At 35.2% G+C, this 14,041-nt stretch carries 10 protein-coding genes; 5 read left to right on the forward strand and 5 right to left on the reverse strand.

Annotated features, from left to right (window positions below; all coding sequences use genetic code 11):
- Window positions 1-50: 50 nt before the first annotated feature.
- The gene (locus ACHZDT_RS08535) at window positions 51-1,331 is read left to right on the forward strand and encodes an acetyl-CoA C-acetyltransferase (RefSeq protein ID WP_394774200.1); all 1,281 of its coding nucleotides are present in this window, start codon (window positions 51-53) and stop codon (window positions 1,329-1,331) included.
- Window positions 1,332-2,326: 995 nt separating this feature from the next.
- On the opposite strand, the gene ACHZDT_RS08540 is transcribed toward ACHZDT_RS08535, so the two are convergent.
- The gene (locus ACHZDT_RS08540) at window positions 2,327-2,938 is read right to left on the reverse strand and encodes an FMN-dependent NADH-azoreductase (RefSeq protein ID WP_394774201.1); all 612 of its coding nucleotides are present in this window, start codon (window positions 2,936-2,938) and stop codon (window positions 2,327-2,329) included.
- A 107-nt stretch (window positions 2,939-3,045) separates the two neighbouring features.
- On the opposite strand from ACHZDT_RS08540, the gene ACHZDT_RS08545 reads away from it, so the two are divergent.
- Together ACHZDT_RS08545 and ACHZDT_RS08550 are read left to right on the forward strand one after the other, a co-directional pair.
- A complete protein-coding gene (locus ACHZDT_RS08545; protein WP_394774202.1) occupies window positions 3,046-3,417 on the forward strand; it encodes a winged helix-turn-helix transcriptional regulator in 372 nt (123 codons plus the stop codon).
- 60 nt (window positions 3,418-3,477) lie between these two features.
- On the forward strand, window positions 3,478-6,396 hold the full coding sequence (locus tag ACHZDT_RS08550) for a PQQ-dependent sugar dehydrogenase (protein WP_394774203.1): 2,919 nt from the start codon (window positions 3,478-3,480) through the stop codon (window positions 6,394-6,396).
- A gap of 248 nt (window positions 6,397-6,644) precedes the next feature.
- Here ACHZDT_RS08550 and ACHZDT_RS08555 read toward each other — a convergent pair whose 3' ends face one another.
- Both ACHZDT_RS08555 and ACHZDT_RS08560 read right to left on the reverse strand, forming a co-directional pair.
- Entirely contained in the window at window positions 6,645-7,973 is a 1,329-nt protein-coding gene (locus ACHZDT_RS08555; RefSeq protein WP_394774204.1) for a S41 family peptidase, read from the reverse strand.
- A 2-nt stretch (window positions 7,974-7,975) separates the two neighbouring features.
- Complete coding sequence (locus tag ACHZDT_RS08560) at window positions 7,976-8,416, reverse strand: MarR family winged helix-turn-helix transcriptional regulator (RefSeq protein WP_394774205.1); 441 nt, start codon at window positions 8,414-8,416, stop codon at window positions 7,976-7,978.
- Window positions 8,417-8,986: 570 nt separating this feature from the next.
- Between ACHZDT_RS08560 and ACHZDT_RS08565 the strand changes: the two genes are divergently transcribed.
- On the forward strand, window positions 8,987-9,421 hold the full coding sequence (locus tag ACHZDT_RS08565; RefSeq protein ID WP_394774206.1) for a DUF1810 domain-containing protein: 435 nt from the start codon (window positions 8,987-8,989) through the stop codon (window positions 9,419-9,421).
- Between the two features lie 255 nt (window positions 9,422-9,676).
- Complete coding sequence (locus tag ACHZDT_RS08570) at window positions 9,677-10,075, forward strand: tautomerase family protein (RefSeq protein WP_394774207.1); 399 nt, start codon at window positions 9,677-9,679, stop codon at window positions 10,073-10,075.
- Window positions 10,076-10,260: 185 nt separating this feature from the next.
- Here ACHZDT_RS08570 and ACHZDT_RS08575 read toward each other — a convergent pair whose 3' ends face one another.
- Window positions 10,261-12,255: a heavy metal translocating P-type ATPase gene (locus ACHZDT_RS08575; RefSeq protein ID WP_394774208.1), complete on the reverse strand. Its 1,995-nt coding sequence runs from the start codon at window positions 12,253-12,255 to the stop codon at window positions 10,261-10,263.
- 469 nt (window positions 12,256-12,724) lie between these two features.
- Window positions 12,725-13,879: an efflux RND transporter periplasmic adaptor subunit gene (locus tag ACHZDT_RS08580; RefSeq protein WP_394774321.1), complete on the reverse strand. Its 1,155-nt coding sequence runs from the start codon at window positions 13,877-13,879 to the stop codon at window positions 12,725-12,727.
- Between the last annotated feature and the right edge of the window lie 162 nt (window positions 13,880-14,041).

Here is a 14,041-nt window from a genome sequence, read left to right on the forward strand (position 1 = left end):
AAATTTCTACCTACCTTTAATCTTTCGAAAAAAACTAATCTTATAGATATATGAATACCACCTCTACAGTTAGAAAAGTTGCAATTGTTGGTTATAACCGGATTCCATTTGCAAGGGCTAATACGGCCTACGCCGAAGTTGGAAATCAGCAAATGATGACCGCCGCACTTAACGGACTTATTGAAAAATACAATCTGCAGGGAAAATTACTTGGCGAAGTTGCCGGAGGTGCCGTAATCAAACATACTTATGATAATAATTTGATTAGAGAATGTGTAATGAAAACCGCTCTTGATCCCGCAACTCCCGCCTGTGATTTACAACAAGCTTGCGATACCGGAATTGAAAGTGCCATTTATATTGCCAACAAAATTGCTCTTGGACAAATAGAATCCGGAATTGCCGGAGGAGTTGATTCTATAAGCGATATGCCCATTGCGGTTAGTGAAAAACTACGCAAAATTTTACTGAATGCGCGAAAAGCAAAATCATTAGGCGAAAAAATAATACTATTTTTAAGCCTTCGCCCAAAGGATTTATCGCCTTTGGTTCCAAAAAATGAAGAATCACAAACCGGACTTTCAATGGGCGGTCATACCGAGATTACCGCAAAACATTACCAAATATCCCGTGAAGATCAGGACAATTTAGCGCTAAAAAGCCATCTAAATATGGCGAAAGCGTATGACGAAGGTTTTTTTGATGATATGATTACTCCGTTTAACGGATTAGACAAAGACAATAACCTGAGAAAGGACAGTACTCTTGAAAAACTGGCAAAATTAAATCCCGCTTTCGATAAAATAAACGGAACGCTTACCGCAGGAAATTCAACTCCATTAACAGATGGCGCTTCTTGCATACTTTTGGCCAGTGAAGAATGGGCAAAAGAAAATAATCTTCCTATTCTCGCTTATATTACTTTTGCAGAAATTGCCGCAATTGAATATGTCAAAAATCAGCAGAATCTTTTATTAGCGCCTTTATTCGCTGCCAGCAGAATGCTCGATAAAGCCGGATTGACTTTACAGGATTTTGATTATTATGAAATTCATGAAGCTTTTGCCGCACAAGTTTTGGCCACTTTAAAAATTTGGGAAAGTCCTGAACTCAGCGCACAATTAGGTTTAAAGAAAACACTTGGCGCAATTGACAGAAATAAACTGAATGTAAAAGGAAGTTCTCTTGCAGCCGCGCATCCCTTTGCCGCAACCGGAGGAAGAATCATTGGCGTTATGGCAAAATTATTAAACGAAAAAGGTTCCGGAAGAGGTTTTATATCCATTTGTGCCGCCGGTGGTCAAGGCGTTACCATGATTATCGAGAAGTAATTAATGACTTAATATAAAAAACGAAGGTCATTATTGTCAGGCTGAGCGGAGTCGAAGCCCTTTCTTACAATAAAGCCTTCGACTCCGCTCAGGGTGACAGTAGTTTTCATAAAGACAAACCCGACAGATTTTAAAACCTGTCGCGTTTACTAAGTTTGACATAAATTATCTTCAGTCCCAGCGGGACAATATATTTATAGAAAATTAGAAATTTATAGAACAGAACCCCATCCGGGTGGCATATTTAATTTTACGAAATAGATATATCGCTCCGCTGGAGCTTATTTCATTCTCGTTGTCAATATGCTATAAATATATTGCTCCTATGGAGCATTTATAAATGCGTCTCTAACTTTAATATTAATAAAATACGACAAACGCGACAGGTTTATCCCGAGGCTTCGGGACTGTCGCGTTTACTAAGTTTGACATAAATTATTTTCAGTCCCAGCGGGACGACATATTTATAGAAATCAGAATTTTACGCAAATAGAACCCCATCGGGGTGATATATTAATTTACAAAAAACGCATATATCGCTCCGCTGGAGCTTTATTTCATTCTCGTTGTCATTATGCTATAAATATATTGCTCCTATGGAGCATTTTAATACATGTCTAGTTTTAATATTTATTCTATACGACAAATCCGACAGGTTTTTAAAATTGCCGGGGTTACTAAGTTTGACATAAATTATCTTCAGTCCCAGCGGGACAATATATCTATAGAAAATTAGAAATTTATACAACAGAACCCCATCGGGATGGCATATTTAATTTTACGAAATAGATATATCGCTCCGCTGGAGCTTTATTTCATTCTCGTTGTCAATATGCTATAAATATATTGCTCCTATGGAGCATTTATAAAATGCGTCTCGAGCTTTAATATTAATACTATACGACAAACCCGACAGGTTTATCCCGAGGCTTCGGGACTGTCGGGGTTAATACAACTACGAAAATGTCCAACAATCGTAATTTTATCTTCAATTTTTAGAAAGCAAATTCTTCAACTGCAGTCAAAGCTTTTGGTAAAGCATTCTCAGCAAAGTCAGGAATTGCAGTTCCTTCTACACGAAAAGTCGTAATATCGGTAATACCTAAAAATCCTAATACCGTACGTAAATAAGGCTCTGAAAAGTCATAACTTTTATAAGGTCCATCAGAAAATATTGCACCTGAAGCAATCGATAAAAACACTTTTTTATCCGTCAATAATCCTTTTGGTCCATTTTCATCATAACTAAAAGTTTTACCTGCACGCGCAACCTGATCGATCCAGCCTTTTAATACTGCCGGAATTCCAAAATTATAAAGCGGAACGCCAATAACAACGATATCAGCTTCTAAAAGTTCAGTTGTTGCAAGATCAGATTGTCTTAAAGTTTCTTTGTGGGCTTCTGTACGATTTTCTTCCGGAGTATAAAAAGCACTAATATCCAATTCACTCAAGTAAGGCAGAGGCGTTTTAGAAAGATCAAGCGTTTTAACCTCGGTTTCGTTATATTCGATTTTCAGTTTTTCCAGAATTGCATTCGATAATTTATTACTAAAAGAAGCATCACCTTTAATGCTTGTTACTATATTCAGAATCTTTTTGCTCATATTTATTATTATTTTGTTTATGATACAAACTTATCTACATTTGCTATCTCTTTTATAGTACTATCCTGGAGGATAGCGCTTTCCTTGAGGATAGTAACATCATTTATATGGAAACAAAAATCGATAATTTAAAAGAATTAGTCTGTGAACCAGAAGAATGCCTAGCTTCATTAAGACCCGTGAGAGATGCATTAGAAGTTTTAAGCGGAAGATGGAAAATACCAATATTAATCGCTTTATCGAACCGACCGAAACGATTCAAACAAATTTCGAAAGACATCAACGGCATAACCGATAAAATGCTGTCGAAAGAACTTAAAGATCTGGAAATAAACAAGCTTGTAACCCGTACTGTGTATGATACTTTTCCGCCAACAGTTGAATACGCCTCTACAGAACACAGTAAATCTTTAAATAATGTTATTATGGCATTAAAAGACTGGGGAACTTTACATCGCAAAGAAATCATTGGAAATTAAATAATTAGGCAGAAAAAGTTTAAATTTGGTTACCCGAATATAAATTCAATCTGAATAATTATGAAAAAAAATCTACTTACCTTTTTCCAAAAGCAGCATTTCAGGCCTATTTTGTATGTCTTTTTTCTATTGCTTTCCTCACAGGCAAATTGCCAGTATATTACACAAAACCTTGCTCCTACAGCAGTAATTAAGGAAGGACTTGCGTTAGAACAATCAGCTGACGGGCGAATATTTATTGCAGAAAGAGGCGGAATTGTAAAAGTATTTCAAAACAATACCGTTTCGACCGTTTTTACAGTAGCAACCGTAACAGATAATGAACAAGGTTTACTTGGACTTACTTTGCATCCGGATTTTGCCACAAACGGTTATATTTATGTGTTTTATTCTATTAACGATGGTGTAATACGTCACCGAATTGAAAGAATAAAAATAGACAATGCCAATCAGGTTGTGAGCAGACAGGAAATTTTACTGTTAGAGCCTATTGGACAAGGTTTTCATAATGGTGGCGATTTAAAATTCTTTAACGGATATCTTTATGTAACCGTTGGAGACAGTCAGCAAAACACAAATGCTCAGGATCTTGATACTTATAAAGGAAAAATCCTAAGAATTACCGAAGATGGTCTGCCCGCACCCGGAAATCCATTTTACGGAACCGGTTCTGTACAAAAACAAAGTATCTGGGTTTATGGTTTCAGAAATCCGTGGAGACTTGTTGCCAATCCCGTAGCCAATAAATTATTTGTTTTAGATGTTGGAACTTCGTGGGAAGAAATCAATGAAATCAGTAACCCGACAATTCGCAATTATGCATGGGGACATCCGCAAGGTGGAGACGGAAAACAAACCGAAACTGATATTTTTACCAACCCAATTTTTACATATGCAACCGGAAGTATCGGAAACGCTTTAACAAATGGTTTACTCTACAATCCTGTAACATCCCGTTATCCTGATTTACAGGGAAAATTTATTATTAAGGATTTTGTCCGAAATGCAATTCGTTCTTTCGACCCCAATATTGCTGATCCGGAATCAACCGAATTTTATACGGCGCCACAACAGCAAGCACTAGGAATGATGTTAGGCAATGATGGTTATATCTATTATTGTGCATACGGAAATACCGGATCTTTAATCAAACTTGATTATATCGCAACCGCTGCGCCAACTATAGTAAATCATCCTGTTTCTCAAACCATAATGCAAACTACGCCCGTAACTTTTACAGTTTCGGCAAGTGGCGTGGGACTTACCTATCAATGGCAATTTAATAATGTAAATATTCCCGGAGCAACAGCGGTCAATTACACAATTCCAACCGTTACTACAGCAAATGCAGGCGCTTACAGAGTTATTGTAACCAATACGGCCGGAAATGCAACCAGTAATCCTGCAACTTTAACAGTAACACCATTTAACAATACGCCTGTAGTTACTATAGTTTCGCCATTGACATCTTTAAAATGGAATGCTGATGATGTAGTTCATTTTGAAGCAACTGCAACAGATGTTGAAGACGGAATATTACCCGCAAGTGCGTATTCATGGAATATCGATCTTTTTCATGAAGACATTCCCGGAGCAGGACATTCACATCCGGGCGGAAGTCCGCAAGGTGTAAAATCAGGAGACTTTACAACATCGAATCAAGGTGAAAAAACACCAAACGTCTGGTATAGATTTACTGTAAAAGTAACGGACAGTAATGGCTTAACAGGAACTGCTTTTGTTGACATTAAACCTAATTTAGTCGATGTAACCGTAACAAGTACTCCCGCTTTATTGGCTTTAGAATTCAATCAGAAACCCGTAACGGCACCATCTACAAAACAAGTTGTGGCTAACGCGACTGTACAAACATTGAATGCACCAACACCGCAATATGTTGGCAATATCAGATATGATTTTGATCATTGGGCTCACGGCGGAGCGGCAAACCAAAACTTCAAAGCTCCTGCATCCGGAACAATCACTTATACTGCCGTTTATACTGCAACGACACTTGGTAATGCTCCATATTTAGGAGTTGTAGCACAAATTCCCGGCATTATTGAAGCCGAAAATTATGATGTAGGACCAACCGCTTATTTTGATACCAATGGCGGAGGCGATGTACCATACAGAGCCGGAGATCGCGTAGGAACCGAAGTTTGTAACGAAGGTGGATTTAATCTTTCCTACGTTTCTAAAGATGAATGGCTTAAATACACAGCAAAAGTAAATACAGCCGGAAATTATACGATTAATTTCAGAACTTCATCTCCTTATGCTAACCGAAAATTACGCCTTGAAGTAGATGGCGTAAATGTAACCGGAACAATTAATATACCTAATACAGGAGGTTTTCAGACGTGGCAAACGACCGCAATTCAAAATATTCCTTTAACTCAGGGCGCTCACGTAATCACTTTGTATTTTGAAGAAGCTGATATCAACATCAATAAAATGGAATTTGTATTAACAGGAAGTACCGCTGCACCAATTGCTGATTATGAAGTAAATACTTCAATGGGATGTTTGAATACTCCCGTGACATTTACCTCTGTTTCTATAGGAACCGTTGATAATTATGTTTGGAGTTTTGGCGAAGGCGCACAACCTGCAACCGCAACAGGAGCTGGTCCTCACACCGTAATTTATGGTACCGAAGGAACAAAAACCGTTTCGTTAACCGTGAGCAATACCATAGGAAATAACATAAAGAACAATTCACCTTTTATGGTTCATAATTGCAATCTTGGTATTGAAAACCCGAACGAAGAATCAAATAAAATCACCGTATTTCCTAATCCTTCAACCGGAATATTCCATTTATCAAAAGAGTTGGAATGGACTGTTTATTCACCTTTAGGGACTCAGGTAAAACAAGGAAAAGGAAACTTAATCAGCATTTCAGAACATCCATCAGGAATTTATTTTATTAAAGTAAAAGGAACTGGCAAAGCGATTTCTATAAGTAAACAGTAAAATCACGTTGATTGTAAAATATTTCAAAACATAGAAATAAATTGCACCCAACAGTTTTAAAAACAAATTGTAATAAATGCAAATCCCAAATCTAATATTAGATTTGGGATTTTTTTATAACTTTCATTACATCACTCTTTCTTCTTCAATCTCTATTCTCCACTTCAATCTTTCCACTTCAATCTATACTCTTTCCTCTTTACTCTTTCCTCTCCAATCTTTCCTCTATACTCTTTCCTCTTCAATCTCTACCCTTTCTTATAAATCTTCTCCTGTCCATTCTGATATATTCTCTTAATTTCTGTCACTCCGTTTTTATCCGAAATAACTTTTATACGAAAATCATCAATTCCGTTCAACAGAAACAAATCCTGATCCAGCGGAATAAGCAAAAAAGTCGCAATATTATTCCAATTATAATACAAATTATCATTCTCGTATTTCAGTTCAGATTTTCCGAATTTACCTTCGTAAGATTTTAAAATTAAAGGTTCAATGTGTGCCGCTTTTTGTCTGTTTTTAATTATGGGAATAAACCAATTAAGATTGTTGCTCAATGAATCCTTATTTTTTAAAGAAAGCTTTTGTAACGCTAAAAGATGCGATTTATTTACAGCTTCTTCGCTTTTGCATAAAACATCAGGCATAACCCCTTTTCCTTCAAAATCGGTATTTGTAACTGGATCTTTTACTTCTCCAAAAGGTATATTTACAGAAAAACCATTTGGTAATACTTTCCGATCAATTGGGTGTGCACCTCCAGCCGTTTTTTCGCCCACAATCGTAACGCGTTTTAAGTCTTGAAGCGAATAACTCATCCATTCAGCAGCCGAAAAAGTAATTTCACTCGTTAGAATATAAATATCAATATCCTCCATGCGTTTCCCCGGAACAGATGGCAATAACCACATTTCCCTGTCCACTTTTTTTCTGTTCTTCTCGTAGTAATAATATTTATAAAGAGGTAATTCCTTATTCGAATAAAAATAACTGCTTAAAAATTGTCCCATTTCCATAGCTCCGCCGTTATTTTTACGCAAATCAATAATCAGAGCATCCGCATTATTTAAAAATTGCATTACACTTGCAGCCTTTTCGCTTGCGATTGCAGGATCTTCAAAATAATTAAATTCTAAATAACCAACATTCCCTTCCAGAATTCGTGCTTGCTGAAAACCAAAATTCCTTTTTTTAGCCGCCGCTAATTCTTCTGCTTTAAGCTTTTTCTGCGATTCTATACTATTGTTTTTTTTACTGGCCGTCCATTCAGGATCATACATCACACTAAAATGCAAATCTTTACTGACATCGATAAGATCTGCGCTCAGTTTTGAAGCAAATTCATTAGGCTTTGAGAGGCTTTTATAACTTCCCTTCTTATAATTCTCGTTCAGTTTTTTAGTTATAGCATCAATCGCTTTAGGTCGGATATAAAACTCTTCCAGTTCCTTTGATAATGAATCGATAATTTGTTTTTGATGTATTTCAGTAAGATAAAAATCTTCATTTGCAGTTTTATTTTGTTGAGAATAGGAACCAATCGAGATTGATAATAGTAAAATTAAAAGGTATTTCATTTTTATGAAGTTTTACAATTTGAAATTATTTTATTTAGAATTTTGTCCAGTAATTCGATTTCTTCACCTGAAACACCGTTAAGAGCAGTTTCTCTGTTAAGCTTAAAAACAGGCGTGAGCAAAACAACCGTTTTTTTGCCCTTTTCGGTTATTATAAGCTTAGTTTTTCTTTTATCAAATTCATCAACTTGCCTTGTCAAATAATCCTTTTTAACCATCAATTCAATGATTCTTGTAATCGAAGCATTGTCCTTGAAGATTAATTTTGCAATTTCTATTTGAGAAATCTTTTCATTATCGTTTAGGATAATTAATACCAAACATTGGTCAACTGTAATATCATTGACAATCTTCTGGATATTTTTCTGGCAAACTTTCCGGTATTCCTTTATTGCCTGTTCGATAGAATAAAGTACGGTTCCTGTGGGCGTTTTCTGTTTCATATTTTCAAAAGTATTTGATATATCAAATATAAATAAATAATTGATATATCAAATACTTTTTTTTTATTTACGTAATCGTCACAAGTAAACCTGACAGGTTTTAAAAATGTGTCGGGTTTAATGCCGAAAAACTTATAAGAAACTTTGCGCCTTCACGCAATGTCATTAAGTTAAACTTTAAAAAATAAAATTATTGCAAATCAAATCCGTTTTTATCCGCATTTTTACGAAGTAAATCTGTTTTAACCGCGTCCAAAATTAGATACTGATTCCACTGATTCGCTAAAGCGAAAACGCTGATAAAACGGATTTTTCTAATTACTTTCTTGATTAAACTATTAAGTAATTTTATAGATTTCCCCTTAACTTAATGACATTGCCCTTCGCGTCTTTGCGAGATTAAATTTTCAAACCCTTAAAAAACCAAATAAAAAAATCCGATAAATACTACAGTGAATTTTTTCTTAAGAAAATCACAAAAAATAGACGTAAAAAAAGCTTTCAAAATGTACAACTACATATATTTTCAGTAGATTTACGACCTGATTGCTCAAATAAAATCAGTAAATAATGGCTTACAATAACAAAGAATTGATTCGCTTTTTAGATGCGCAAAACAAATTATATTTATCTGCACTTTCAGAAATTAAGAAAGGCAAAAAAGAATCACCCTGGATGTGGTTTATTTTTCCGCAGATAAAAGGACTTGCCTCTTGTGATACATCAAAATTTTACGAAATCAAAAATGTCGATGAAGCAATTGCCTTTCTCGAACATCCAATTCTTGGTAAACATCTCATAGAAATCACTGCCGAACTAATCAAAACAGATGAAAAAACGGCCGAAGATATCTTTGGAAATCCTGATAATGAAAAATTGCAATCCTGCATGACGTTGTTTGCCAGCATTCAAAATAGCGAACCCTTATTTAATGATGTCTTAGATAAATATTTCGACGGATCTTCTGATTTTCATACGCTGCAGCTATTATATAGCAACTTCTAGAAATTAAATAAAGCCTATTTTTTAACACATTTTAATATCGATCAATACGCTAATAATTTACTAATTCCAGTATTCGCAACTAAGTTGCGTTAGATAAAAACTCAGAAAGTCCGCTATCTGTAAGGATTCTCAAACAAAAAAAAGAAAATCTTTTTAATTTTTTTACATTTACACTTTTGTCATAATTGTTTAAATTTAACTTCTTTTAGTTGAACCTTTATCTTGCTTTACATCACCATTATAAAACACAACAAAATGCCATTTGTCCGAATCAGTCTTCCAAAAAAGCTTTCGCAGGAAAGTAAAAACAATATTTCAGTATCAATTCACGATTCATTAATAGCCGAATTTCATATTCCTGCAGCTGATTATTTTCATGTTATTGAAGAATTAGAACCTCATCAAATAAAATACCCTGAAAATTATCTTGGTATTTCTCATTCTCAAGATATAATCTATGTTCAGATAACCGCCGGACAAGGACGAACTTTAGAACAAAAGAAAAACTTATACCATCAAATTGCTACGAGAATTTCAACTTCTACAGAAATCCTGATCAATAATGTGATTATTATTTTACTGGAAAATAATGGTTTAGAGAATTGGTCTTTTGGAAACGGAGAAATTCAGGAACCTAAACATTTAAAAAAGTAGTTTAAGTGATTGACTTTATCCGAATACATTAAATATTTTATCAGTCTAAGAATGATATATGTTCTTTATAACTGTAGTTATTCAGAATAAGCGTAAATAAAACAATCAAAATATTTATAAAAAGCATAAAAAAGCCGTTTCAAATTGTCATATGAAACGGCTACATTTTTTATATTATTTTATAATTAAAACTTCATTTTCTGAATCCTTACGGCATTTAATATGGCTAACAATGCTACGCCAACATCGGCAAAAACGGCTTCCCACATTGTGGCTAATCCGCCTGCGCCAAGAATTAGTACAAAAGCTTTGACTACAAAAGCCAAAGTAATATTTTGCCAGACAATTTTTTTGGTTTGTTTTCCAATGTTTATTGCCATTGCAATTTTGCTGGGTTTGTCGTCCTGAATTACGATATCTGCCGTTTCAATTGTGGCGTCACTTCCCAATCCTCCCATCGCAATCCCAACTGTACTTAAAGCGATAACCGGAGCATCATTTACACCATCGCCAACAAAAGCTACGGTTTCGTTTTTGGCTTTTATTTCGTTTAGTTTATTGACTTTATCTTCCGGTAATAAATCCCCGAAAGCATTTGTGATTCCAAGTTTATTGGCAACAAATTGTACAACATTGCTTTTATCCCCGCTTAACATGGTTACTTTAACGCCTAATGCTTTTAGTTTGTTTACAGATTCTTGTGCGTCAGCTTTAATTTCATCGGCAATCGTTAAATATCCTGCAAACTTTTTATCATACGCAATTGCAATTGTCGTGTAAACAACCTCATTTGGATCTATGTCATAATTAATATTGAATTTATCCATCAATTTGAAATTCCCAACATGCAATTCTTTTCCGTTAATCTCTGCTTTTAAACCATGTCCCGAAATTTCTTCAACGTTTTTCAATTCAATTGAAGCATCGATTTCTCCCACGTGATTATGAATTGCCGTCGCCACAGGATGTGTACTCTGACTTTCCAGAACATTAACGAATTTCAGGATTTCTTCCTTATTAAAATCATCGGAAATAATAACTTCCTGAACTTTAAAAACGCCCTCGGTCATGGTTCCGGTTTTATCCATCACCACATTCTGAATCGTTGAAATACTATCAAGAAAATTACTTCCTTTAAACAGGATTCCGTTTTTACTTGCAGCGCCAATTCCGCCAAAATAACCTAACGGAATACTAATTACCAAAGCACACGGACATGAAATTACCAAGAAAACCAAAGCTCTGTACAACCATTGATTAAAAACATAATTGTCAACAAAAAGCATTGGCAGCAAACAAATTGCAATTGCCAGATACACGACAATTGGCGTATAAATTTTAGCAAATTTTCTAATAAATAATTCTGCTGGAGCTTTTTTGGTCGTGGCGTTTTGTACCATTTCCAGAATTTTAGATAATTTGCTGTCGTTATAAGCTTTGGTTACTTTTACTAATGCAATTGTGTTGCTATTAATCATTCCGGCAAGAACAGATTCTCCTTTTACCTTCGTATCAGGTTTACTTTCACCAGTTAACGCTGCGGTATTAAACGAAGCAGTATCTGATAATAATTCACCGTCTAATCCTAATTTTTCTCCCGCTTTAAGCTGAATAATCGATCCAATAGTTACATCAGCCGCTTTGACTTTTGTGGCAACATTATTTTCTAAAACATTAACTTCATCAGGACGCTGGTCCAATAAACTTTTTATATTCGATTTTGCCCGACTTACCGCTAATCCCTGAAAATTTTCACCAATCGTATAAAACAACATTACGGCAACTCCTTCCGGATATTCTCCTATTGCAAAAGCACCAATTGTGGCAATACACATGAGGAAAAATTCTGAAAAAACATCGCCTTTCATAATGCTTTCATAAGCTTCTTTCAAAACGGGAAGTCCAACCGGCAGATAAGCGACAATATACCAGGCAATTCTAACATAACCCGCAAACCAGTTTTGCGGATAATAATGATCGAAGCCAACACCAATAAGCAATAAAATAAAGGATATTATTGCCGGCAGAAACATTTGAAAAATACCGCCTTCGGCATTATGGCTGTGATCGTGGTCGTGTCCGTCATCATCTGAATGTGCGTTTTCTTCATGCGTAGAACAACATCCGGATTGGTTGATTTTCTTTTTTGTTATTTTTTGTTCTTTATGTATATGTTCCATTTTCTCATTTAAAGATTCATCTCAAAGTATTGTCATTTCGACGAAGGAGAAATCTTCGTTGGTTACTCACGTTGCGGAGATTCCTCCTTCGCCGGAAAGACAAGCTGTTGGGGATTATTATTATTATTTAATACTTTCTAAATTTACGGATTTTGTCTTAATAGTTTCCATCCAAAGTTATTTTAATCACGCAAAGTCGCGAAGTCGCAAAGTTTTCTTTCATAATGCTTTTTAGCTTCGCGTTATTTTTGAATTGCCTCCAGCTTTAGCTGAAGATTATAAAAATCAATTTTCGATGGCTTTAGCCGAAATATGAATTTGGCTAAAGCCATTTTATCACAAGTTTATACATTTAGATTGTGTTAGATGCACTGCTGTGCATCTCTACGGAAAAACTTTGCGAGATTAAATTTTTTTCATTCTGAGAGAACGTCAAACTTGAAACAAACAAAACCTGAAACAAAATTTTTTAATGTCCATGTTCTCCCCCGCCCTTCAATGCCGAAAGCAAATAAAAAGCACCTTTTGTAACTATTTTTGCATCGGCTGGAATTTCATTTATAAACTTCACTTCGGTAAAACCTAAATCTGTGGTTCCGGGAATGACTTCAATTGCTTTAAAATGAATTTCTTTTTCGTGAGTTACTGCACCTTCTGTTTTCTTTTCCTGATGTTCCTCATGCTTTTCTTCTTCAATAAAAACAAAGTATTTATCGGCATTCCGAACAACTGCATCTTTTGGCAAAGCGGGAACTGTGGCATTTGTAATGTTGATATTCGCCGAAACGTACATTCCGGGAATTAGTCCTTTTGCATCAGCCGATTCGATTTTTGCGTGAACGGCAACGGTTTTACTTTCATTCGAAAATGATTTATTGATTCCGAAAATCTTTCCTTTAATCGATTTATTCGACTGATTTGTTAAGACAAAATCAATCACTTGTCCAACTGAAATTGAACCCAAATCTTTCTCATAAACATTCAAATCTAAATGCAGCTGGCTATTGTCTACAACCTCAAACAGTGAAACTCCGGTTTGTGCATAAGCGCCTTTTGCAATGCTTATTTTTCCAACATAACCGCTAATTGGCGAGACAATTGGCACTAATGATGTGCTTCCTTTTGTACTTACATGCAAAGCTTCTAATTTGTTTTTTGCTGCCTGAGCTCTCGCTCTTTCTGCTGCTAATTTTGCTTTTACTTCCTGAAAAACTTTCCTCGGATTTACATTTTCATCGCTTAAAGTTTTCTGGCGATTGTATTCTAATTGCAAATATTCAATATTGGCTGTAGCCGAATGGTAATCTTCCTGCATTTCAATTACTTCCAGATTCTGAATCGTTGCCAGGACTTTTCCTTTGTTTACAAATGTTCCTTCCAAAACAAAAATATCCTTTACCGTTCCTCCTATTAAAGTCGAAACTTCGGCGGAATTTTGTGGCGGAACTGTTGTATATCCGTTTGCTTTTATGACTTTATTGAGATTTCTGTTTTCAACTAATCCCGTTTCGATTCCTACAGTTTTATATTGAGATTCGTTTAATGCAACTTCAGTTTCTGATTTTTCTTCTTCAGGTTTTTCTTCTGTTTTTTTCTTCGTACAAGAAACAAGAGAAATAGCCATAAAGAGTACAAACGCAAGAAAATGCAAATTTTTCACCACAGAGTGCACAAAGATTTTATCGTAAAGTTCACTAAGTTTAAATTCTTTGTGAACTTTGTGTTTTTCTCTTTTTGCGAACTCTGCGGTTAATTTTTTTGCGGTTAAACTATTTATATTTTTCAT

This window comes from Flavobacterium sp. (assembly GCF_043722275.1).
Taxonomy (GTDB): domain Bacteria; phylum Bacteroidota; class Bacteroidia; order Flavobacteriales; family Flavobacteriaceae; genus Flavobacterium.